The 23,460-nt window shown below is 70.3% G+C and carries 19 protein-coding genes; 14 read left to right on the plus strand and 5 right to left on the minus strand.

What is annotated here, in order from left to right; all coding sequences use genetic code 11:
* Positions 1-19 precede the first annotated feature (19 nt).
* Positions 20-559 (plus strand): SRPBCC family protein, encoded by a 540-nt coding sequence (locus K1T34_RS27920; protein WP_220237745.1) that lies wholly within the window; start codon positions 20-22, stop codon positions 557-559.
* Complete coding sequence (locus K1T34_RS27925) at positions 556-1,059, plus strand: GNAT family N-acetyltransferase (protein WP_220237746.1); 504 nt, start codon at positions 556-558, stop codon at positions 1,057-1,059. Before K1T34_RS27920 ends, K1T34_RS27925 begins: the two co-directional genes overlap by 4 nt.
* A 78-nt stretch (positions 1,060-1,137) precedes the next feature.
* On the opposite strand, the gene asnB is transcribed toward K1T34_RS27925, so the two are convergent.
* Entirely contained in the window at positions 1,138-2,976 is a 1,839-nt protein-coding gene (asnB, locus tag K1T34_RS27930; protein ID WP_220237747.1) for an asparagine synthase (glutamine-hydrolyzing), read from the minus strand.
* Positions 2,977-3,207: 231 nt separating this feature from the next.
* Between asnB and K1T34_RS27935 the strand changes: the two genes are divergently transcribed.
* From K1T34_RS27935 to K1T34_RS27965, 7 genes are read left to right on the plus strand one after another with little or no spacing between them, the layout of a single operon-like run.
* Entirely contained in the window at positions 3,208-3,411 is a 204-nt protein-coding gene (locus K1T34_RS27935) for a hypothetical protein (protein WP_220237748.1), read from the plus strand.
* Positions 3,408-3,509 carry a K(+)-transporting ATPase subunit F gene (kdpF, locus tag K1T34_RS27940; protein ID WP_220237749.1) on the plus strand — a complete coding sequence of 34 codons (102 nt, stop codon included), beginning with the start codon at positions 3,408-3,410 and terminating at the stop codon, positions 3,507-3,509. The genes K1T34_RS27935 and kdpF overlap by 4 nt, the downstream gene beginning before the upstream one ends.
* On the plus strand, positions 3,509-5,170 hold the full coding sequence (gene kdpA, locus K1T34_RS27945; RefSeq protein ID WP_220237750.1) for a potassium-transporting ATPase subunit KdpA: 1,662 nt from the start codon (positions 3,509-3,511) through the stop codon (positions 5,168-5,170). The genes kdpF and kdpA overlap by 1 nt, the downstream gene beginning before the upstream one ends.
* Entirely contained in the window at positions 5,167-7,263 is a 2,097-nt protein-coding gene (gene kdpB / locus K1T34_RS27950) for a potassium-transporting ATPase subunit KdpB (RefSeq protein ID WP_220237751.1), read from the plus strand. Before kdpA ends, kdpB begins: the two co-directional genes overlap by 4 nt.
* A gap of 5 nt (positions 7,264-7,268) precedes the next feature.
* Positions 7,269-7,880, plus strand: a complete 612-nt coding sequence (locus K1T34_RS27955) for a potassium-transporting ATPase subunit C (protein WP_220237752.1) — start codon at positions 7,269-7,271, stop codon at positions 7,878-7,880.
* 4 nt (positions 7,881-7,884) lie between these two features.
* A complete protein-coding gene (locus K1T34_RS27960; protein ID WP_220237753.1) occupies positions 7,885-10,479 on the plus strand; it encodes a sensor histidine kinase KdpD in 2,595 nt (864 codons plus the stop codon).
* On the plus strand, positions 10,476-11,174 hold the full coding sequence (locus tag K1T34_RS27965; RefSeq protein WP_220237754.1) for a response regulator: 699 nt from the start codon (positions 10,476-10,478) through the stop codon (positions 11,172-11,174). Before K1T34_RS27960 ends, K1T34_RS27965 begins: the two co-directional genes overlap by 4 nt.
* 69 nt (positions 11,175-11,243) lie before the next feature.
* Here the strand turns inward: K1T34_RS27965 and K1T34_RS27970 are convergent, their stop codons facing one another.
* Positions 11,244-11,921 carry a hypothetical protein gene (locus tag K1T34_RS27970; RefSeq protein ID WP_220237755.1) on the minus strand — a complete coding sequence of 226 codons (678 nt, stop codon included), beginning with the start codon at positions 11,919-11,921 and terminating at the stop codon, positions 11,244-11,246.
* Between the two features lie 290 nt (positions 11,922-12,211).
* Here K1T34_RS27970 and K1T34_RS27975 point away from each other — a divergent pair, with 290 nt between their 5' ends.
* A complete protein-coding gene (locus tag K1T34_RS27975) occupies positions 12,212-12,499 on the plus strand; it encodes an acylphosphatase (protein ID WP_220237756.1) in 288 nt (95 codons plus the stop codon).
* Between the two features lie 189 nt (positions 12,500-12,688).
* On the plus strand, positions 12,689-16,306 hold the full coding sequence (smc, locus tag K1T34_RS27980; RefSeq protein WP_220237757.1) for a chromosome segregation protein SMC: 3,618 nt from the start codon (positions 12,689-12,691) through the stop codon (positions 16,304-16,306).
* Between the two features lie 62 nt (positions 16,307-16,368).
* Here smc and K1T34_RS27985 read toward each other — a convergent pair whose 3' ends face one another.
* From K1T34_RS27985 to K1T34_RS27995, 3 genes are all read right to left on the minus strand, one after another.
* On the minus strand, positions 16,369-16,977 hold the full coding sequence (locus K1T34_RS27985; protein WP_220237758.1) for a DUF3455 domain-containing protein: 609 nt from the start codon (positions 16,975-16,977) through the stop codon (positions 16,369-16,371).
* Positions 16,978-17,084: 107 nt separating this feature from the next.
* Positions 17,085-18,653: a sodium:solute symporter gene (locus K1T34_RS27990; RefSeq protein WP_220237759.1), complete on the minus strand. Its 1,569-nt coding sequence runs from the start codon at positions 18,651-18,653 to the stop codon at positions 17,085-17,087.
* A gap of 10 nt (positions 18,654-18,663) precedes the next feature.
* A complete protein-coding gene (locus tag K1T34_RS27995) occupies positions 18,664-19,869 on the minus strand; it encodes an anhydro-N-acetylmuramic acid kinase (RefSeq protein ID WP_220237760.1) in 1,206 nt (401 codons plus the stop codon).
* Between the two features lie 150 nt (positions 19,870-20,019).
* On the opposite strand from K1T34_RS27995, the gene ftsY reads away from it, so the two are divergent.
* The 3 genes from ftsY (at position 20,020) to K1T34_RS28010 (ending at position 23,447) form a co-directional block, all read left to right on the plus strand.
* Positions 20,020-21,369: a signal recognition particle-docking protein FtsY gene (gene ftsY / locus K1T34_RS28000; RefSeq protein WP_220237761.1), complete on the plus strand. Its 1,350-nt coding sequence runs from the start codon at positions 20,020-20,022 to the stop codon at positions 21,367-21,369.
* A 108-nt stretch (positions 21,370-21,477) separates the two neighbouring features.
* Entirely contained in the window at positions 21,478-22,032 is a 555-nt protein-coding gene (locus K1T34_RS28005; RefSeq protein ID WP_220237762.1) for a hypothetical protein, read from the plus strand.
* Complete coding sequence (locus K1T34_RS28010) at positions 22,032-23,447, plus strand: putative T7SS-secreted protein (RefSeq protein WP_220237763.1); 1,416 nt, start codon at positions 22,032-22,034, stop codon at positions 23,445-23,447. The genes K1T34_RS28005 and K1T34_RS28010 overlap by 1 nt, the downstream gene beginning before the upstream one ends.
* Positions 23,448-23,460: the final 13 nt, after the last annotated feature.

Raw genomic sequence — 23,460 nt, forward strand, 5'->3', positions numbered from 1 at the left:
TCTAGAACGGAGCGGTCCCATGGCTGTGCTCAACGTTCACGCTCGCGAGTTCCCCGTGTCCGCCGCCGAGGCGGGTGCCCTGCTCGACACGCTCGGCGCGCCCGGCGATCGGCTGTGGCCGGTCGAGCTGTGGCCGCCGATGCGGTTCGCCGGCCCGGTCGCGCCCGGTGTCCCGGGTGGCCACGGGCCCGTGCACTACGTCGTGGAAAGCTTCCATGAAGGACGGTCATTCCGTTGCAGATTCACGGCGCCGCAAGGGATCGACGGTTTCCACGAGTTCCTCGTGCAGGACACTTCGGACGGTTGTGAACTGCGGCACGTGCTCGCGGCGCACCTGCACGGTGCCGCGCGGATCACCTGGCCGCTGTTCTGGCGGCCGCTGCACGACGCGCTGATCGAGGACTGCCTCGACCAGGCGGAACGGGTGCTGACCGGCGGTGTCGTGGCCCCGGCGCGGTGGTCGCCGTACGTCCGGTTGCTCCGCGAGGCCGGGAAGACGTTGGTAAGCCGTATTACCAGGTCGCGCGACCAAGATCCTCGTGCCAAGCTCCGTGCGTGACCGGAGCCTTCGATTCCGAGATCGTGCTGACCCCCCTCGACGAGCCGGCCCTGCACCGGCTGCTCGAGGCCGCGGTCGCCGACGCCGACCCCCTCGAGGTGATGCCTCCGGTGGAGGGCCCGCCGGGCTGGACGCCCGAGCGGCGCCAGGCGTTTCTCACGTTCCACCGGCGGCGCTGCCTCGACCCGGACACCGCGATCGAAACCACGTGGCTCGTGGAGGTCGGCGGCCGGGCGGCCGGGGCTGCGCGGCTGCAACCGGTGCACGGGCCCTCGGCCGTCGCGGTGGAGGCCGGTGTGTGGCTGGGCCGCTCGGTGCGCGGGCGCGGCATCGGCAAGCGCGTGACGGAAGTGCTGCTCGAAGCCGCGCGCGACGGTGGCGCGGCGAGGTTCATCGCCTCGACCACCGTGGACAACGCCGCCGCCCGCCGCCTGCTCACCGGCACCGGCGCGGACCTCGACGTGCACGGCGCCGACGTGGACGCCAGCCTCGGACTCTGACCCGCCGACCCGAGAAGACGAGCCGTGGCTCGCCTCCCGGACGCGGGGGAGGCGGGCCACGGCGTCAAGCAAGGGAACTCAGTCCAGCTGCAGCTCGGGCGAGTACATGTCGAACCAGTGGTAGAGGTCCAGCGCGCGGTCCATCCCCACCCGCTGCGTCGGCTCGATCGTCACCGGGTCCACTTCGGACACCTTCGTGAGCCACTCGCGGCTCACGAGCTGGAACACCGGGTTGTCGCGCTCCGCCAGCACTTCCTTCACCTGCTGCTGCAACGCGGCGGGGTAGCCGGGGTCCTGGGTGGACGGGTACGGGCTCTTCACGCGGTCGCGCACCGAGTCCGGCAGCACGTGCTTGGTCGCGTGCCGCAGGAGGCTCTTCTCGCGGCCGTCGAAGGTCTTGAGTGACCACGGCGTGTTGTACACGTACTCCACGAGCCGGTGGTCGCAGAACGGCACGCGCACCTCCAGGCCCACGGCCATCGACGCGCGGTCCTTGCGGTCGAGCAGCATCCGCACGAACCGGCTCAGGTGGAGGTTGCAGATGGTGCGCATGCGCGCGTCCTGCTCCGACTCGCCGTCGAGGTGCTCGACCTTGTCCACGGCGGTGCGGTACTGGTCGGCCACGTAGTCGCCGAGGCTCAGGTGCGTGGCGACTTCGGGGCGCAGCAACGCTTCCCGCTCCGTCATCAGGCCCGAGCGGAAGGCCAGCCACGGGAACGTGTCGGCGTGCACCGACTCGTCGTGGAACCAGCGGTACCCGCCGAACACCTCGTCGGCCGACTCACCCGACAGGGCCACTGTGGACTCGCCGCGGATCGCCTTGAACAGCAGGTACAGCGACGTGTCCATGTCACCGAGGCCGGCGGGGATGTCGCGCGCCCGCAGCACGGTGCGGCGCACCTCCGGGTCGGACAGCTCGCCCGGGTTGAGCACCACGTCCTGGTGCGCCGAGCCGACGAGCTTCGCGACGTCGCGGATGAACGGCGAGTCCGGGGTGTCGCGCATCTCGTCCGGCTGGAAGTTCTCCTCCTGGCCTGTGAAGTCGACCGAGAACGTGCGCAGCTGCTCACCCTGCTCGGCCAGCCGCACGGCCGCGAGACCCGTGACGGCGCTGGAGTCGAGCCCGCCCGAGAGCAGCACGCAACGCGGCACGTCGGCCACGAGCTGGCGGTTGACGATGTCGGTCATCAGCTCGCGCACGCGCGCGACGGTGGTCTCCTGGTCGTCCGTGTGCTGCTTCGCGTCGAGCTTCCAGTACGTGCGGGAGCGGATGCCTTCCTTCGACACCGTGACGACGGTGCCCGGCTCGACCTCGGCCATGCCCTTCCACAGCGACCAGCCGGGGCGCTTGGTGAACGCCAACAGCTCGCGCAGGCCGTCGCTGTCCACGACGCGCTTCGCCAGCGGGTTGGCCAGGATCGCCTTGGGTTCCGAGCCGAACAGCACGCCGTCGCGCGTCGGGTAGTAGTAGAACGGCTTGATCCCCATGCGGTCGCGGATCATCACGAGCTTCTGGTCGCGCTCGTCCCAGATCGCGAACGCGTACATGCCGTTCAGGTGGTCGACGACCGCGTCGCCCCACTGCAGGTACCCGTGGAGCACGACCTCGGTGTCGCTGTCGGTCTCCCACGTGTGCCCGAGCTTCGTGAGTTCTTCACGAAGTTCGGTGAAGTTGTAGGCCTCGCCGCTGTAGACCATGGAAATCTCGCCGTTGGGCGTGCGCACACTCATGGGCTGGCGGCCGCCCGGCAGGTCGATGATCGCGAGCCTGCGGTGCCCGAGCGCGACGTTGCGGCGCACCCACGTGCCACGGTCGTCCGGGCCGCGGCACGCCATCGTCTCCGTCATCGCGTCGACGATCTCCTGCCGTTGTGACAGGTCAGAGTCGTAGGAAACCCAGCCGGCGATTCCGCACATCCGCGTGCCTCCGTGATTTTTGCTTAGGTAATACAACTATTCGAAACACTGGTGTAACACAGACCGGCGGGCCATGTCTGCCCGAATTGCACGCTCCGTCGTAGATCCACTACGTTTTGTGATGCCAGTCACTAACCAACTACGTCGAGTTACCACCCAAGATCAACCGAACGTCCTCGAGTACCAGGCGAACGGCGGTGGCGGGGGTCACCCGGCGTCAAGAACGCGTAAATGGCCAAGGAGACCGCGTCAAGGAGGCGTCAGACCGTCTCCATCACGCAGCGCTACAACCGCACAGTTGCGACGTCCAACGGTCACCCGCCCTGGGTGACCTGTCTTGAGAGGTGCCTTGTGGCCGACTTGTTGTACGTCTTGCTGACGATCGGCGTGTTTGTGGTCCTAGCCCTGACGCTGCGCGGGATGGAGAAGCTGTGAGCGGCGCCGGCACCGTGGCCAACATCGTCGGCGGACTGCTGGCGCTGGGCCTGATCGTCTACCTGTTCATCGCACTGGTGAGGCCGGAGAAGTTCTGATGAGTGATGTCGGCGCCGGCCTCCTCCAGGTCGGTCTACTGCTCGTCGCCCTGGCGGTGGTCTACAAACCGCTCGGCGACTACATGGCCCGGGTCTTCTCGAACGAGAAGCACTGGCGGGTCGAGAAGGTCTTCTACAAGATCGTCCGCGTCAACCCCGACTCCGAGCAGCACTGGAAGACCTACGCGTCCGGGGTGCTCGGGTTCTCCTTCGCGTCGATCATCCTGCTGTACCTGCTGCAGCGCCTGCAGTCGGTGCTGCCGTTGAGCCTCGGTCGCGGCGCGGTGTCGCCCTCGGTCGCGTTCAACACGGCGGCGAGCTTCGTGGCGAACACGAACTGGCAGTCCTACGTCCCCGAGACGACGATGGGCCACTTCGTGCAGATGACGGGCCTCACCGTGCAGAACTTCGTGTCGGCGGGTGTTGGCCTGGCCGTCGCGATCGCGGTGACGCGCGGGTTCATCCGCTCGAAGACCGACCGCCTCGGCAACTTCTGGGTGGACCTCACGCGCGGCACGATCCGCGTGCTGCTGCCGATGGCGTTCGTCTTCGCCATCGTGCTCATCGGGCTGGGCGTGGTGCAGAGCCTGCACTCCGGCGTCGCGGTGACGAACCCCGACGGCAGCCAGAGCACCATCGCGCTGGCGCCGGCGGCGAGCCAGGAGACGATCAAGGAGCTCGGCACCAACGGCGGCGGGATCCTGAACGCGAACTCCTCGCACCCGTTCGAGAACCCGAACGCGTGGACCAACCTGATCGAGCTGTTCCTGATCCTCGTGATCCCTGTGAGCCTCACCCGCACCTTCGGGCAGCTGGTCGGGAACAAGAAGCAGGGCTACGTCCTGCTGTCGGTGATGGGCGCGCTCTGGGGCGCCATGCTGGTCCTGATCTGGACCGCGGAGTCCTTCACCAACAGCCCGGCCGCGCTGGCCGCCGGGGCCAACATGGAGGGCAAGGAACAACGCTTCGGGCTGAGCCTCACGTCGATCTTCGCCGATACGACAACGGGTACGTCCACGGGCGCGGTCAACGGCGCGCACGACAGCCTTTCGGGTCTGGGCGGCGGCGGGCCGTTGCTGAACATGCTCTTCGGCGAGATCTCGCCGGGCGGCGTCGGCACCGGTCTCTACGGCATCCTCGTGATGGCCGTGATCGCGATGTTCCTCGCGGGCCTCATGGTCGGGCGCACGCCGGAGTACCTGGGAAAGAAGCTCGGCAAGCGGGAAGTCACCGCCGCGGCGATCTCGATGCTCGCGATGCCGACGCTCGTGCTCGTCGGCGCCGGGATCGCCCTGGCGATGCCCGACACGCAGAGCGCGCTGGGCAACCCGGGCGCCCACGGCCTGTCGGAGATCCTCTACGGCTACGCCTCGACCGCCAACAACAACGGCAGCGCCTTCGGCGGCCTGACCGCCACGAGCAACTGGTTCCAGTCCTCGTTCGGCGTCGCCATGCTGCTCGGCCGGTTCATCCCGATCATCGCGGTCCTCTGCCTCGCCGGTTCGCTGGCCAAGCAGAAGAAGGTTCCCGAGACCGCCGGCACCCTGCCCACCACCGGGCCGCTGTTCGCCACGATGCTCACCGGAACCATCGTCCTCGTCGCGGCCCTCACTTTCGTCCCGGCGCTCGCGCTCGGGCCCATTGCGGAGGCGATGGCATGACAGTCACCGAAACCCCTCGAAGTCCCCTGGAAGACCAGCAGCACCACGCGGAGAACGCGGGCCGGGTCGGGGCGGGCGCGTTCAACGCGCGTCAGCTCTGGCTCTCGCTGCCCGAGGCGCTGCGCAAGCTCAACCCCAAGCACCAGCTGAAGAACCCCGTGATGTTCGTGGTGTGGGCCGGTTCGGCGCTCACCACGGTGTTCGCGATCGTGGAGCCGAGCGTGTTCGCGATCCTCGTCGCGATCTGGCTGTGGCTGACCGTGCTGTTCGCGAACCTCGCCGAGGCCGTCGCCGAAGGGCGCGGCAAGGCGCAAGCCGAGTCGCTGCGCAGGTCCAAGAAGGAGACGGTCGCGCGGCGGCTGACCGAGGACGGCTCCGAGGAGAGTGTGCCCGGTGTCGACCTGCGCGTCGGCGACCTGGTGGTCGTCGAGGCCGGTCAGATCATCCCCGGCGACGGTGACGTCGTCGAGGGCATCGCGACCGTCGACGAGTCGGCCATCACGGGCGAGTCGGCGCCGGTCATCCGCGAGTCGGGCGGCGACCGCTCGGCCGTGACGGGTGGCACCACGGTGCTGTCCGACCGGATCGTCGTGAAGATCACCACCAAGCCCGGTGAGTCCTTCGTGGACCGCATGATCGCGTTGGTGGAAGGCGCTTCCCGGCAGAAGACGCCCAACGAGATCGCGCTGACGATCCTGCTCTCGACCCTGACCATCATCTTCCTGCTCGCCGTGGTGGCGCTGCAGCCGATGGCCGGGTACTCGGGCAAGGAACAGTCGGTGATCGTGCTGACGGCACTGCTCGTCTGCCTGATCCCGACCACGATCGGCGCGCTGCTGAGCGCCATCGGCATCGCGGGCATGGACCGGCTGGTGCAGCGCAACGTGCTGGCCACCTCCGGGCGCGCGGTGGAAGCCGCGGGCGACGTCTCGACGCTGCTGCTCGACAAGACGGGCACGATCACCTTCGGCAACCGCAAGGCCACCGAGCTGATCCCCGTCGTCGGGTCCACAATGGACGATCTGGCCCGCGCGGCCCGGCTGTCCAGCCTCGCCGACGGCACGCCCGAGGGTCGCAGCATCATCGAGCTGATCACGGCGAACCACGGCCTGCCCGACAAGGCCGGCGACAGCGAGAAGCTCGCCGAGTTCGTGCCCTTCACGGCGCAGACGCGGATGAGCGGTGTCGACCTCGGCGACCGTGAGGTCCGCAAGGGCGCCACCTCGGCCGTGCGCCAGTGGGTGCGCGAGCGCGGCGGCGCGATGCCGGACGAGACCGAGCGCGTCGTCGACGAGATCAGCCAGCAGGGCGGCACGCCGCTGGTGGTGGCGGAGTCGGCCGGCGGACGCGCGTTCGTGCGCGGCGTGATCCGCCTGTCCGACGTGGTCAAGCCGGGCATGAAGGAACGGTTCCAGGAACTGCGTTCGATGGGCATCAAGACGGTGATGATCACGGGTGACAACCCGCTCACCGCCAAGGCCATCGCCGAGGACGCGGGCGTCGACGACTACCTCGCCGAGGCCAAGCCCGAGGACAAGATGGCGCTCATCAAGAAGGAGCAGGAGGGCGGGCGGCTCGTCGCGATGACGGGTGACGGCACGAACGACGCGCCCGCGCTGGCGCAGTCCGACGTCGGCGTCGCGATGAACACGGGCACGTCGGCCGCGAAGGAGGCCGGCAACATGGTCGACCTCGACTCGAACCCGACCAAGCTCATCGAGATCGTGGAGATCGGCAAGCAGCTGCTCATCACGCGCGGCGCGCTCACGACCTTCAGTGTCGCCAACGACCTCGCGAAATACTTCGCCATCCTGCCCGCGATGTTCACGTCCATCTTCGCCCAGCTGGGCGCGCTGAACATCATGCACCTGGCGACACCCCAGTCGGCCATCCTCTCGGCCGTCATCTTCAACGCACTGATCATCGTCGCCCTGATCCCGCTGGCCCTGCGGGGCGTGCGGTACCGGCCGTCGTCGGCTTCCGCGCTGCTGCGCCGGAACCTGCTGATCTACGGCCTCGGCGGCATCGTGAGCCCGTTCCTCGGTATCTGGGTGATCGACTTGATCGTGCGCCACATCCCTGGAATCGGGTGAATCTGATGAACTCATTGGTCAAGCAGACCTGGGCGGGCCTGCGCGTCATCATCGCGATGACGGTGCTGCTCGGGCTGATCTACCCGTTCGCCGTGTGGGCGATCGGGCGGATCCCGGGCCTGGAGTCGAACGCGGAAGGCTCGGTCGTCACGCAGAACGGGCAGGCCGTGGGGTCGTCGCTGATCGGGATCGACCCGGTCGCGGCCGACCCGGCGCACGACCCCTGGTTCCACAACCGGCCCTCGGCGTTGTCGAAGGACGCGCTCGGCCCCGGTGACCCGTCCACCTCGGGCGCGTCGAACAAGGGCCCGTTCAACGAGGACCTCGTGAAGACCATCACCGAGCGCAAGGACGCCATCGCGAAGCGGGAGAACGTCGCCCCGGCCCAGGTGCCGGCGGACGCCGTGACCGCTTCCGGTTCCGGCCTCGACCCGTCGATCAGCGTCGCGTACGCCGACCTCCAGATCCCGCGTGTCGCGAAGAACACGGGGCTGAGCGAGGACAAGGTGCGCGAGCTGGTCGAGGCGAACACCACGGGCGCCGGGATCGGCGTGCCGGGCGTGAACGTGCTGCTGCTCAACTTGGCCGTGCATTCCGCTGCGCCAGGAGCACACTGACAGCGTGAGCACACCGAGTACGACCCCGAAGCCGCGCCGAGGAGAACTGCGGATCTACCTCGGCGCGGCTCCGGGCGTGGGCAAGACTTTCGCGATGCTGGGCGAGGCCCGCCGCCGGCTGGAGCGCGGGACCGACGTCGTGGTGGGCCTCGTGGAGACCCACGGCCGTCAGAAGACCGCAGACCTGCTCGACGGCCTCGAGATCGTGCCACGGCGCACGGTCAGCCACCGCGGGCACGAGTTCGCGGAGATGGACCTCGAAGCGATCCTGAAGCGCGCTCCCGAGGTCGTCATCATCGACGAGCTCGCGCACACCAACGTGCCCGGCGCGCGCCACGACAAGCGCTGGCAGGACGTCGAGGAGCTGCTCGAGTCCGGGATCGACGTGCTGTCCACGGTCAACGTGCAGCACCTGCAGAGCCTCAACGACGTCGTCGAGCGCATCACCGGCGTCACGCAGCAGGAGACCGTGCCCGACGAGGTCGTGCGCAAGGCCGAGCAGCTGGAGCTCGTGGACATCACGCCGGAGGCGCTGCGGCGCCGGCTCGCGCACGGCAACGTCTACCCGGCCGAGCGCATCGACGCCGCGCTGGGCAACTACTTCCGTCCCGGCAACCTCACCGCGCTGCGCGAGCTGGCGCTGCTGTGGGTCGCCGACCAGGTCGACGTCGCCCTGCAGCGCTACCGCGCCGAGCAGAAGATCACCGACACGTGGGAGGCGCGTGAACGCGTTGTCGTGTCCATCACCGGCGGCCCCGAGAGCGAGACGCTCATCCGGCGCGCGAGCCGCATCGCCACGCGCGCGGGTGCGGAGCTGCAGGTGGTGCACATCCTGCGCGGCGACGGGCTGTCCGGGCTCGGGCCCACGGCCATGGCGCGCAGCCGCACGCTGGCCGAGGAAGTCGGGGCCACGTTCCACGCCGTCGTCGGCGACGACGTGCCCACAGCGTTGCTGGACTTCGCACGCGGGGTCAACGCCACGCAGCTCGTGATCGGCACCTCGCGCCGGTCGCGGGTGGCGCGGCTGTTCGACGAGGGCATCGGCGCGGCCGTGGTGCAGCAGTCCGGCTCGATCGACGTGCACATGGTCACGCACTCCTACGCCGGCGGCCGGCTGCGGGCGCGCCTCGGCGCGAGCCCGCTGGCGCCGTCGAGGCTCGTGGTGGGCTGGGTGCTGAGCCTGGCGCTGCCGATCCTCGCGACCGGCTTGGGCGTGCTGCTGCGCGACACCGTCGAGTTCTCCACCGACGTGATCCTCTACGTGCTCGCGACGGTGATCGTCGCGCTCGTCGGCGGGCTCGGCCCGGCGGTGATCGCGGCCGTGTTCGGCGCGGGCCTGCTCAACTTCTTCTTCACGCCACCGCTGTACACGCTCAACGTGCACAGCCCGCAGAACGTGGTCACGCTCGTGGCGATGATCGTGGTCGCCGTGCTGGTGGCCCTCGTCGTCGCCTCGGCGGCCCGGCGCGGCAGCCAGGCCGCGCGGGCGCGCACGGAAGCGGCGCTGCTGGCGTCGTACGCGCGCACGGTTTTGACGAACCCGAACCCAATCGAGCGGCTGCTGGAGAAGGTGAAGGAAAACTTCGGCCTGACATCGGTCACGTTGCTGGAGAAGAAGAACGGCGCGTGGCAGAAGGTCGCGATCGCAGGGCAGTTCCCGTGCGCCGACCCGGACGAGGCCGACGTGGACATCGCGGTGACGGCCGACGTCCACCTGACCCTGCGCGGCCGGGCACTGCCCGCGGCCGACCGGCGAGTGCTGGACGCCGTGGCCGGGCAGGCGCTGCTCGCGCTGCGCCAGCAGCGGATGGCCGCGGCCGCGGCGGCGGCCGAGCGCAAGGCCGAGGCGACGGAGCTGCGCACCACGCTGCTTTCGGCCGTCGGCCACGACCTGCGCACGCCGTTGACGTCCATCAAGGCGGCGATCGGCAGCCTGCGCGCGCCGGACCTGTCACTGTCCGAGGAGGACACCGCGGAGCTGCAGGAGACCATCGAGCTCTCGGCCGACCGGCTCGCCGGGCTCATCGACAACCTGCTCGACTCCTCCCGCCTGGCCACCGGCGCGGTCACGCCGCACCTGCGGCCGGTGGGCTACGACGAGGTGGTGGCCCACGCACTGTCCAACGTGGACAATTCGCAGGACGTGAAGGTGGGCGTGGACGTGAGCCTGCCTTCGGTGCTGGCTGACCCCGGCTTGCTCGAACGGGTGATCGCCAACGTCCTGGACAACGCCTTGCGCCACGGCGGTGGCGTGGTGTCGGCGCGGGCGAGCGCGCACTCCGAGTACGTGGAGCTGCGGATCGTGGACCACGGCCGCGGCCTGAAGAAGGGCACGGCGGATTCGGCGTTCGCGCCGTTCCAGCGGCTGGGCGGCGACCGCGACTCGACCCCCGGCGTGGGGCTCGGGCTGTCGGTCGCGAAGGGCTTCATCGAGGCGATGGGCGGCAGCATCCGGGCCGAGGACACGCCGGGCGGCGGTCTCACCGTGGTGATCTCGCTGCCCGCCTACACCGGGCAGAATCCGGACAAAGACCTCCTCAAGATCGACGAGGCCGCCGGCTCAGTCGCTGACGAGGCTGTGGAGGGAGTGGGCTCGTGAGTCCCGACAAGGCGGCCACCGTGCTGGTGGTCGACGACGAACCGCAGATCGTGCGCGCGCTGCGGATCAACCTCAACGCCCGCGGGTACAAGGTGATCACGGCGCACGACGGCACCGCGGCGCTCAAGGCCGTGGCCGAGACCAAACCCGACGTGGTGGTGCTCGACCTCGGGCTGCCCGACCTCGACGGCACCGAGGTGATCGCCGGCCTGCGCGGCTGGACCACGGTGCCGATCATCGTGCTCTCGGCGCGCGGCGACTCGGCCGACAAGGTCCAGGCGCTCGACGCGGGCGCTGACGACTACGTGACGAAACCGTTCGGCATGGACGAGCTGCTCGCCCGGCTGCGGGCCGCCGTGCGGCGCTCGACCGTGGCCGGCTCCGACGGTGCGGAAGCCGTGGTGGACACGGGTTCCTTCACGATCGACCTGGCGGCGAAGAAGGTCCGTCGCGACGGCAAAGAGGTGCACCTGACCAAGACCGAGTGGGGCGTGCTGGAGCTGCTGGTGCGCAACCGCGGCCGGTTGGTGGCCCAGAAGCAGCTGCTGCACGAGGTGTGGGGGCCGTCGTACGAGACGGAGTCGCACTACCTGCGCGTGTACCTGGCGCAGCTGCGGCGGAAGCTGGAGCCGGAGCCCTCACGTCCGCGGCACCTGCTCACGGAACCCGGGATGGGGTACCGCTTCGAGGTCTGAACACGACGATGTCTGAACACGACGATGGCCGCCCCGCGGGGCGGCCATCGTGTTGTGCGGCTTGTGTTTTCAGCTGGTGGGGCCGGTCGGGTCGGTCGTGCGAACGTCCGTGGAGGACGACACCGGCGGAGAGCTCGGCGGCTCCCCACTGCTGCTCGAACCTCCGCCACCGCTGCTGCTCGGCGGCGGGTCCGATCGAGACGAGGTCGGCGGGTTGCCAGACGACGATGACGAGGGGCTGCCAGTCGACGTCGGCGGGGTGTCGCTCGACGACGGCGGCGGCGGCTTCACGGTGTTGCTGCTACCGGGCGGGTTGCCACCCGTGGGGTGCTGGCCCGGGTTGCCCGGCTGGCCGGGTGGGTTATTCGGCGGCGGGATGACCACGGTGGTGGTCGGCACGCCGTTGGCGCCCGTGGAGACCACGGTCGTGGGGCTCGAGGGGACCGACGTCGGGTCGCCCGGGGTCGGCTCGCCGGTCACGGTCATCGGGGCGCCCGGCACGGCGTTGCCCGGAACGACCTGCGAGCTGCCCGGCAGGGTGCCCTGGCCGCCGCCGGGGATGGTGGTGGACGTGGCGGTGGTGGTGCCAGGGCCCGCCAGTTCGGCGACCGCGGCGAAGGCGGTGGCGACCACGAGGCCGCTCACACCGAGGATGGCGTAGCCGGCCCGGTTCATGAGGCCGCTCGCGGCCTTCGGTGGCGCGACGGAGATGCGTGAGCTCGGATCCGGCCCGTCGGGACGGGACATGCAGGCTCCTTACATACATGCGGTTCAACGCTGTACGGGTCGAGGCAGTCGGGTCGTCGCCGGTTTTCGGCGTCGTCGGGTGCGGCAGTCTTTTGACGGACGAGTCGGCACCCGGGTCGACGCCGGAAGTCGTGGCGCGGTTCGGTCCGGCTCCCCGGAGTGGTTCGGGGGATCGGGGCGCCGGACGCGGACCCCGGCCGGGAGGTTATCACCGCCTGTGACCCATTCGCGCAGGTACGGGGCCTGTCCCGTCACTGTCCGCAGCGAGTGGCGTGGGGCAGGATGGACGCGTGAGTGAGGAAGAAACACACATCCGGCTGGCGGCGTGGGTCCACGGGCGAGTCCAGGGGGTCGGTTTCCGCTGGTGGACCCGGAGCCGCGCGCTGGAGCTCGGCCTGGTCGGCTTCGCCCGCAACCTGCCCGACGGCCGTGTCGAGGTGGTAGCGGAGGGTGGTCGCGACCACTGTGAGCGGTTGTTGGCCACCCTGAGGTCGGGAGAATCACCCGGAAGTGTGGATCACGTCGTCGAGCGCTGGAGCCCGGCGAAGGGTGGTCTGACGGGCTTCGCCGAGCGCTGAGCGGCAGCGCCGGGGGCACTGCGCCGCCCGGGTGACCGCTGTGACGGGTGGGACACAAGGGGTTGCCGGTGCGCTGCGTTCTGTGCTAGGCGCGCCGGGAGAAGGCGGCCTCCCGCGATCACGGCGGGTGCCCAGGTAGCCTTGGCCGACTGTAGAGCCAGTACCCGCGGCCGGAAGGGTCAGCACCACGTGCACCTGAAAAGCTTGACGCTGAAGGGTTTCAAGTCCTTCGCCTCGGCCACCACGCTGCGGTTCGAACCAGGGATCACGTGCGTGGTCGGGCCCAATGGTTCGGGCAAGTCCAACGTCCTCGACGCGCTGCGCTGGGTCATGGGTACTCAGGGCGCGAAAGACCTGCGCGGCGGCAAGATGGAAGACGTCATCTTCGCCGGCACCGCGGGCCGCGCCCCCCTCGGCCGCGCCGAGGTCACGCTCACCATCGACAATGCCGACGGCGCGCTGCCCATCGAGTACACCGAGGTCTCCATCACGCGCCGCATGTTCCGCGACGGCGCGAGCGAGTACGAGATCAACGGCGACCGCTGTCGTCTGATGGATGTGCAGGAACTGCTGTCGGACTCCGGTATCGGCCGCGAGATGCACGTCATCGTCGGGCAGGGCCAGCTGGCGGCGATCCTCGAGTCGAAGCCCGAAGAGCGCCGCGCCTTCATCGAAGAGGCCGCGGGCGTCCTCAAGCACCGCAAGCGCAAGGAACAGACCTTGCGCAAGCTCGCGAACATGCAGGGCAACCTCGACCGCCTCGGCGACCTCACCACCGAGCTGCGCCGCCAGCTCAAGCCGCTGGGCAAGCAGGCCGAGATCGCGCGCAAGGCCCAGTCGGTGCAGTCCGAGCTGCGCGACTCCCGTCTGCGCCTGCTGGCCGACGACCTGGTGACCCAGCGAGGCGCCATCGCCCGCGAAGAGGCCGACGAGCGCACCGCGCGTCAGCGCCGCACCGAGGTGGAACAGGCCCTGGAGGTCGTGGCCGCCGAGGAGACGGAGCTGGAGGCCTCGCTCGCCGAGGACGCGCCGAAGCTGCAGACCGCGCAGGAGACCTGGTACAAGCTCTCCGCGCTGGCCGAGCGCCTGCGCGGCACTGTCCGGCTCGCCGTGGAGCGCCAGCGCCACCTGTCCTCCGACGTCTCGGCCCCAACGGGCGGGCGCGACCCCGAGGAGCTGCTGGCCGAGGCCGAGCAGGTCGCCGAGCGCGAGCAGGAGCTCAACGAGGCCGTGATGGAGGCCCGGGAGCTGCTGGCCGAGACCGTGCTGCGGCGCGAGGACCTCGAACAGCGCGTGCAGGCCGCCGAACGCGCCCACTGGGCCGCGGTGCGCGCCATCGCCGACCGCCGCGAGGGCATGGCGAAGCTGACCGGCCAGGTCGAGGCGCTGCGCAGCAAGAACGGCGCCACCGCCGACGAGATCGACCGCCTGTCGGTGTCGCTGCAGGAATCCGCCGAGCGCGCGGAGATCGCGCTGGAGGAGCTCGAAGAGGCCAAGGCCGAGGGCGGCGTCGAGGAGTCCGACGACGCCGACCTCATGCAGCGCCACGACCGCGCGGTCGAGGCCAACAACGCCGCCAAGGCCCGCGTCGAAGAGCTGGTGAAGGCCGAGCGCTCCGCCGAACGCGAGATCGCGTCGGAGCGGGCACGTGTCGAGGCGCTGTCGATGGGTCTCAAGCGCAAGGACGGCGCCGGCGCGCTGCTGGGCGCGTCGCACGAGCTGCCGGGCCTGCTGGGGTCGGTCGCCGCGCTGCTCACGGTGGAGCCGGGCCACGAGGTGGCGCTGGCCGCCGCGCTCGGGCCGGTCGCAGACGCCGTGGCCGTGGCCGGCGGCGAGCAGGCGCTGACCGCGCTGAAGTACTTGAAGGACACCGATTCCGGCCGTGCCGGCATCGTGCTGGGCAGCTACGGATCCACTGTGGATATTCAAAGCGTGGACACGTCGTCGTGGCCAGTGCTTCCCTACGGCGCCCGCTGGGCCCGTGAGGTCGTGACCGCGCCGGAGCAGCTGCGCCCGGCCGTCGAGCAGGCGCTGGACAAGCTGGCGCTGGTCAACGACTTGGAAGTGGCACGGCAGCTCGTCGCGAGCCACCCGGACGTCCGCGCGGTCACCGGCGAAGGTGACGTGTTCGGCGCCCGCTGGGTCGCCGGCGGCTCGGCCGCGCGCGAGAGCGTGATCGAGGTCCAGGCCGCCGTCGACGAGGCGGGCGAGCGGCTGCGCACGGCCGAGCGCGCGCTGGAGCGCCACACCGCCGAGCTGGAAGGCGCCCGCGCCGAGCAGCAGGCCCGGCGCGAAGAGGTCGGCCAGGCCAAGGATGCCCTCGGTGACGCGAAGGTCCGCAAGGCGCGGTCGTCGGAGCGGCTGAACCGGATGCAGCAGGCCGCGCGTTCGGCGCAGGCCGAGGTCGAGCGCCTCGCCGGGCAGCGCGCGAAGGTGGAGCAGAGCCGCGAGCAGGCGCTGGAGCAGCTGGCCGAGTTCGAGGAGCGGCTCGCCGCAGTCGCCGAGCAGCCGGTGGAGGACGATCCCGACACGGCCGAGCGCGACGAGGCCGTGGCCCAGCTGACCGTGGTCCGCCAGGAGGAGATGGAGGCGCGGCTCGCGCAGCGCACCTCCGAGGAGCGGGCGCGCAGCATCGCCGGGCGGGCCGAGTCGCTGCGCCGCGCGGCGCTCGCCGAGCAGCAGGCCCGGGAACGCGCCGCCAAGGCCCGCGAGGCGCGGGAGCGCGGCGCCGCGATCGCCAACGCCGTGGTCAACGCCGGTGAGCTCGCGCTGGAACGCATCGAGCACTCCGTGCAGCGCGCGGCCGCCGAGCGCGACGAAGCCCAGGCACAGCGCCAGACCCGCGAGACCGCGCTCACCGCGGTGCGCGCCAAGGTCCGCGAGCTGTCCGGCGAGCTCGAGAAGCTCACCGACGCCGTGCACCGCGACGAGGTGCTCCGTGCCGAGCAGCGGCTGCGGCTGGAGACGCTCGAGGCCAAGATCGCCGAGGACTTCGGCATCGGCCTCGCGGACCTGGTCCAGGAGTACGGCCCCGACGTGCCAGTGCCGCCGAGCGCGGGCGAGATGGCCGAGTACGAGGCGGCCAAGGAGCGCGGCGAGGACGTGACCATGCCGCCGCCCATGCCGTACGACCGCGACACGCAGGCCCGCCGCGCCAAGCGCGCGGAGAAGGACCTGACGCTGCTGGGCAAGGTCAACCCGCTGGCGCTGGAGGAGTTCGCGGCGCTGGAGGAGCGCTACAAGTTCCTTTCGACCCAGCTCGAGGACCTCAAGGACACGCGCAAGGACCTCGAAGCCGTGATCCGGCAGGTCGACGAGAAGATCCTGGAGGTCTTCGCCTCGGCCTACGCCGACGTCGCGCGCGAGTTCGAAACCGTGTTCAGCGTGCTGTTCCCTGGCGGCGAGGGCCGCATGGTCCTCACCCAGCCCAACGACCTGCTCGCCACCGGCGTCGATGTCGAGGCGCGTCCGCCGGGCAAGAAGGTGAAGCGGCTGTCGCTCCTGTCGGGTGGCGAGAAGTCGCTGGTGGCCGTGGGCATGCTGGTGGCCATCTTCCGCGCCCGCCCTTCACCCTTCTACGTGATGGACGAGGTCGAGGCGGCGCTCGACGACACCAACATGCGCCGGCTGATCGGGCTGCTGGAGCAGCTGCGCGACTCGTCGCAGCTGATCATCATCACCCACCAGAAGCCGACCATGGAGATCGCCGACGCGCTCTACGGCGTGAGCATGCAGGGCGACGGCATCACGAAGGTGATCTCGCAGCGCCTGCGCGCCGAAGACGAGGAGCCGGTGCCCGCGGGCTGAGTGCGGACGTGCGAAAAGGGGCTTCCCGGGGTGCCCGGGAAGCCCCTTTTCCGTTGTTGCTTTTAGTTCGCGGCCCAGAACGCATACTCGGCCGAGTACGGCGTGGAGGTCTGCTGGCCCGTGGTGCACGCGCCCTTCGGGGCGAGGCCGCCCTTGGTGGCCAGCCGCTGCACGTAGGTGACGGTGCCGAACACGCCCTTGCCGGTGTCCTGGTCGGACTTGAGCAGGATCTCGGGGATCGCGTCGGTGTGCTGCACGGCCTTGCCGGGCACGGCGGTGGCGGCGACCGTGCTGCCGTCCACAGTGGACGTCCACACCGGTCCCTTGCTGTGCAGGGCCACGGCCTTGCCGTTGTCGGACATGATGGCCGCGGGCTGGATCAGGGTCCACGCGCCGTCGGTGCAGCCGTAGATCTGCACACCCTCGCCGTGGAAGGTGGCCACGCGCTTGTTGCCCGGCGGCACCTGCACCTGCGCGGGGGCCGCGATCACCTCGGGGGTGCCATCCTGGGTGCCGGCCTGCGACTGCGCCGGCGCTCCGGCCTGGGCCCCGGCCGCCGCCTTCGCCGCGCCCGGGTCGGCCGCCGCGGCCCCGGAGGCCGACGAACACGCCGTCGCACCGCCCAGGAGGATCATCGAACCAGCCGCCAGTGCCAGAGAAATCCGCTTCATCGTCCCCGCCTGATCCGGGCCCGCCATCCGGTGGCGGGCGCTCGTCAGGTGCACGAGCGCCCACCCCGGGACGGTTCACCCGATCGGGGAAAATCTCGCAGCGGTGATCAGACGGTGACTTCCTCCTTCGGGAGGTCGACTTCGGTGGCGTTCGGGTCGACGTCGCGGTGGCGCAGCGCGAGCAGCCCGCCGACGACCATCGTGATCACCACGCCGACGAACGTGTACCAGTACGTGGCCAACGGCACCAGCGTCTTGGTGGCCGCGCCGAACTGGATGTGCACGGCCGTGGTCGCCTTGTCGAACTTGACGAACAGGATCAGGAACGCCATGCACACCACCGAGCAGGCGAACGCGACGATCGCGTCGGGCTGGCGCGCCTTCTTCACGATCAGGCCGAGGAAGAACGAGCCCAGCAGCGCGCCGTAGGTGTAGCCGACGATGCCGAGGCCCTGCTGGATCACCGGGTCCTTCGAGTTGGTGAACAGCGACGCGAAGATCGCGAACACGACCGCCCAGATCAGCGTCCACATGCGACCGTGGCGCAGCAGCTTCGAGTCCTCGACCGACCGGTTCGTGAAGCGCTGGTAGAGGTCGGCGATGGTCGAAGTGGACAGTGCGTTGAGCGCCGAGGCCAGCGCGCCCATCGTGGACGCGAGGATGCCGGCGATGAGCAGGCCCGCCAGGCCCACGGGCAGGTCGTTGACGATGAAATTGGAGAACACGTCGTCGCCGGACATCTTCCCGGCCGCGACCGCGGTGGCCGTCGCGCCCGTCTTGCCGCCGGTGTAGACCCACAGCATCGCGCCGACCACCAGGAACAGCCCGAACTGCACGAACACCACGAACGACGAGCCGATCAGCGCGCGCTGGCCGTCGCGCAGGCTCTTGGTCGACAGCAGCCGCCCGACGATCAACTGGTCCGCGCCGTGCGAGGCCATCGACAGGAAGGCGCCACCGACCACGGCGCCGATGAACGCGTACGGGCTGGTGATGATGTTGGACGTGAAGTCGGTGAGCTGGAAGCGGCCCTGGCTCGCGGCGATCGACGTCCAGCCGTCCGGCAGCTTGGTCGAGAGGAACACGACCGCGCCGATCGCGCCGAGGACGTAGAGCGACCACTGGATCACGTCGACCCAGATCACCGACTTGATGCCACCGACGAACGCGTAGATGAGCGTGAGCGCGGTCAGCAGCACCACGATGTGCCAGTACGACGTGTGGATGCCGTAGTGGTCGAGGATCGCCTTGATCGGGATGGCGCCGGCGAACAGCCGCAGGCCTTCGGCGAGCAGGCGCGTGACGACGAACGTGACCGACGCCGTGCCCTGCAGCCCGCGCCCGAAGCGGCGCCCGAGGAACTCGTACGCGCTCACGTAGTTGCCGCGGAAGTAGCGGGGCAGTAGCACGAACGCGGCGACGATGCGGCCGAGGATGTAGCCGAACGCCACCTCGAGGAAGAGGAACTCGCTGCCGAAGACCAGGCCCGGCGTCGAGATCACGGTGAGCGTGGAGGTCTCGGTGGCCACGACCGAGAGCGTGACGGCCCACCAGGGCATGCTGCGTTCGCCGACGAAGTAGTCGTTCGCGGACTTCTGTCTGCGGCCGACCAGCACGCCGATGATCGGCATCGCCGCCAGGTACACGATGACGATCACCAGATCGACTGGGTTCATGGGGTTTCTCCTACCGTCGTGCGCCAACTTCCGTGACCCGCAAGCGGTTCACGGTGCCCCCCAGTGGGGCCGGAAGGTTCAGGGGGTGTGCGCCCGGGGTGAGCGCGCCGAGCAGCCGGGGCCCGCGCGCGCCCGTCGCGGACGGCAGCGTGGCCGGCACGCCGCACCAGCTCAGCCAGCCGAGCAACGCGGTCAGGTACGCCTCTTTGCCCGCGCCGGGCAGGCCGAGGTCGTCGCTGGTGCGCAGGGTGACGCCCGGGAGGTTACCCGCCAGCGCCGCCATCACGGCGGGGTTGCGCATGCCGCCGCCGGACACGACGAGCGTCGCCGCGAGGTGGCGCCGGCATTCGGCGGCGACGGTCGCGGCGGTGAGCTCGGTGAGCGTCGCCAGGAGGTCTTCGGGCGTGAGCGGCGCCACGCCGGCGAGGGCGGCGTCGAGGTAGTCACCGTGGAAGTGCTCCTTGCCGGTGGACTTCGGTGGTGCGGCGGCGAAGTACGGGTCGGCGAGCAGCCGGTCGAGCAGATCGCGGCGGACGGTCCCGGCGAGCGCGAGCTTCCCGTCGACGTCGGCGTGCTGCTCGCCGCCGGTCACGCGGGCGGCGGCGAGGTCGAGCAACGCGTTGGCGGGGCCGGTGTCGTAGGCGAGCACGGTGTCGCTGCCGCTGACGACGGTGATGTTGGCGATGCCGCCGAGGTTCAGCGCGGCCACGGGTTTGCCCGTCTCCTCGGCGAGGCCACGCAGCCACAATGCGTCGAGCGTGCTGGCGAGCGGTGCGCCCTGGCCGCCCGCGGTGATGTCGCGGATGCGCAGGTCGGCGACGACGGGGGTGCCGGTGCGTTCGGCGATCCACGCGGGCTGGCCCAGCTGGAGCGTGCCGAGCGCCACGCCGTTCTCCACCCAGTGGTAGACGGTCTGGCCGAGCGAGGCGATCACGTCCACGGGCCCGTGCTCGGCGATGGCCTGTGCGGCGGCTTCGGCGAAGGCCTGGCCGACGCGAGTGTCGAGCACGGTGAGCGCTTCGGCGCTGCTCGGGTTGGGCGGCAGTGCGGCCAGCACGGCTTCGCGGGTTTCCGCCGTGAAGGGCACGTCGAGCTCGCCGAGCGGGGTGAGGACCACGGTGCCGTCTTCGGCGTGCAGTTCGGCGACGGCGACGTCGATGCCGTCGACCGAAGTCCCCGAAAGGAGGCCGAGGACGCGGAAGCCGTGGGTTTTCATCCGGAGTGGTTTAGCCGGGGTGAAGCGGTGACGCAACCCACGTCGTGAAGTCTTGGCCGAATCGGAACTCTGCGTGTGATCCGTTGGCCTGAAGGGTGCAGCGCGGTGGGGTGTCCGGGGGAGCCTCGGAGCAGATGACAGGATGGGTGCGTGTCGAGTACCTGGTTCTGGATCGTCATCGTCGCCGTCGTCGTCTTGGTCGCCGTGCTGGTGTCCGGGCTGCTCATCGCACGTCGGCGGCGGATCAGCCTCGAACAGACGCGCAAGGTCGAGGAGAAGCCGAAGGGTGGCGGGTACACCGCGTCCGGCGGCATCACCTTCGCGCCCGGAGGTGAGGCCGAGGCTGCCCCTCAGGCGGAACCGGTGCCGGCCGAGCACCCCGTCGAGGACCGCCCGGAGGTCGACGGCCAGCCCGCCGTGGGCGACGACGCCGCGGTGCCGCGCGACTCCGACCAGCGCACGATGCGCGACGTCAAGCTGCCCGAGCCGGAGTCGGAAGGCCCCGCGGCTGCGCCGGTCGCCGGCACCGTCGAACCGATCGAGCCGGTCCTCCCGATCGAGGAGATCGACCCCGCGGCAGGCCGCCTGGATCGCCTGCGCGGCCGGCTGTCGAAGTCGCGCTCGATGTTCGGCCAGAGCCTGCTGGGCCTGCTCGGCGCCGGCGACCTCGACGAGGACTCCTGGCAGGACGTCGAGGACTCGCTGCTCATCGCCGACCTCGGCGCGGCCACCACGACCCAGATCGTCGAACGCCTGCGTGACGAGCTGTCGCGCCGCGCGGTGCGCACGCCCGCCGAAGCGCGCGAAGTGCTGCGCGAGGTCCTGACCGCTTCGCTGTCCACGGACGGCATCCGCGCCGTGCGCGCGCTGCCGCACGAGGTCGACGGCCAGAAGCAGCCCGCCGTCGTGCTCGTCGCCGGCGTGAACGGCACCGGCAAGACCACCACTACCGGCAAACTCGCGCGCGTGCTCGTCTCGCAGGGATCCACCGTGGTGCTCGGCGCGGCCGACACCTTCCGCGCCGCGGCCGCCGACCAGCTCCAGACCTGGGGCGACCGGGTCGGCGCGTCGGTCGTGCGCGGCAAGGAAGGCGCCGACCCCGCGGCCGTCGCGTTCGACGCGGTGAAGCGCGGCATCGACGAAGGCGCCGACGCGGTCCTCGTCGACACCGCAGGCCGCCTGCACACCAAAACCGGCCTCATGGACGAGCTCGGCAAGGTCAAGCGCGTGGTCGAGAAGCAGGCGAAGGTCGACGAGGTCCTGCTGGTGCTCGACGCCACTACGGGCCAGAACGGCCTCGCCCAGGCCCGCGTGTTCTCCGAAGTCATCGACGTCACGGGCATCGTGCTGACCAAGCTCGACGGCACGGCCAAGGGCGGCATCGTCTTCCAGGTCCAGAAGGAGCTCGGAGTGCCGGTGAAGCTGGTCGGCCTCGGTGAGGGCCCGGACGACCTGGCACCGTTCGAGCCCGGCGCGTTCGTGGACGCCCTGCTCGGCTGAGACAGGATTCGCCCGTTGAGGTGATCAACCGGCGAAGCGGGCGGAACCCTCGTGGGTTTCTGCCACGGTGGACTCGTCGCTGCAGGCCGGACGAGGGGTTCACGGGGGATGACGGGCGGGTTCGACGCCGTAACGGAGGAGCTCGAACGCGCCGCCGACACCATCGGCGACGTCGTCGGGGGCGCCGCGGGCCTGCTGTGGCAGGGCCCGAGCGGCGACTACGGGCACCCCGGCGTGCAGGCGGGCTGGGGCAGCTTCATCGCGGACATCGAGTCCGTCGTCGAAGGACTCACCGGTAAGGCCCACGGCCACGGCGAGGACCTGCGCACGGCGGCGGTCCGCTACGCGGGCGCCGACGACACCGCGAGCGACTCGATCGTGAAGACCGCGGCGAAGGCGTTCGGCGGCTCTTCCGGCGGCGGCATCTTCGGCCCACTCGGCGAGATCCTGCACACCTCCGTTGACCCGAAGCCGGGCGACGGCGAGAAGCTCGGTCCCGCGTGGACCGGCGGCGCGACCGGCCGCATCAGCGGGTCGATCGACGAACTCCCGCCGGACGTGATGAGTCCCGAGCGCTCCCGGGAGCTGTTCCCCCGTCCGAAGTCCGAGGTGGAGGGCCCTGACCCCGTAACAGAGGCGGACGGCGAAGGACCGGTGTTCTGATGGCCGCCGAAATGGGGGAGACGACCGACCCGAAGGACCTCGTCCCCGGCGAGCCGCGCTTCATCTCGGGCGACCTGAAGGATCTCGTCCGCAACATCCAGAAGATGGCCGCGATCTCCGACGGCCTCTCGGGCGTCGACGCGAAGCAGTGGTCCGGCGTAGCGAGCGACCGGTTCCGCGAGACCTTCGGCCGGGAGCCGAAGAAGTGGTTCGACACCATCGGCGTCCTGGGCACCGGCGCCAACGCCCTCGCCGATTACGGCGACGCCCTGACGCGCAGCCAGTCCGAAGCCCAGCGGGCGATCGAGCTGTACACGCAGGGCCAGGCCGCCACGCGGGCCGCGTCCGCGCAGTGGATTGTGGACGCCTACAAGGCCCTCACCGGCGGGTACTCGGTCCCGGCCTTCGCCGACCCCGGTCAGGGCGCGACGCAGGAGGCCGAGCGGATCCTGAGGGCCGCCCGCGCCGCTCTGGAAGAGGCCGGCGGTTCCACGGCGGAAAAGCTGGGCTTCGAGAAGAAGGCCGACGGTACGTACAAAAAGGATCTCGGGGATTCCCACGAGTTCGGCGCTGCGCACCGCGACAAAGAGACGAAGACGGAGTGGGACCCCGACAAGAAGAAGTGGGTCAAGGTCGAGGAGGACCCCGGCGGCTGGCAGGACCACAAGGGCGGCAAGAACTATTCCCGCGAATTCGGTTCGCAGTCCGACGGCATGCTCACCGACAAACTCGGCGGCCTCCTCGAAAAGTTCGGCATCGACACCTCCGAAAGCACGGTGTCGGCGTCGGCGAGTGTCGACCTCGTCGACGGCTCGCTGGAGGGGAAGTTCGGCGACGGAACCTTCGGCGGCAGCGGCAAAATCGAGGGCGCGGCCCTCGGCGCCGGCGCCGAGGCGCACGCCGGTGCGGGCCCGCTGGGTCTCACGGCGGGCGCGTCGGCCGAGGCGTACCTGGCTAAGGGCAGTGCCCAGGGTGAGGTCCACTACGGCGACCACGTCTCGGTCAAGGGCGATGCCTCGGCCGAGGTCGGAGCCAAGGCGTCCGCCCAGGGATCGCTCGGCTGGTCCGGGATGCAGGGCAGCGTCGAAGGATTCGCGGGCGGCCGCATCGAGGCCAACGCGAGCGCCGAGGTCGCCGGTGTCACCGCCGGTGCGCACGGCGAGGCGTGGGCCGGCGTCGGGGCCGAGGCGAGCGCCCAGTTCGGCATGGGCGACGACGGGAAGTTCCACGTCGGCGCTTCGCTCGGCGTGGCCCTGGGTATCGGTGGCAAGGTCGGGTTCGACCTCAGCATCGATCCGGGTGAGGTCGTCGACACCGTGCAGGACGTGGCCGGTGACGTCGCCGACGTGGCCTCCGACGTCGGGCACGGCATCGCGAACGCCGCGGGCGCGGTGGGCGACTTCCTCGGCTTCTGACCACCAGAGATTC

The sequence above is a fragment of the Amycolatopsis sp. DSM 110486 genome (genome assembly GCF_019468465.1).
Classification (GTDB): domain Bacteria; phylum Actinomycetota; class Actinomycetes; order Mycobacteriales; family Pseudonocardiaceae; genus Amycolatopsis.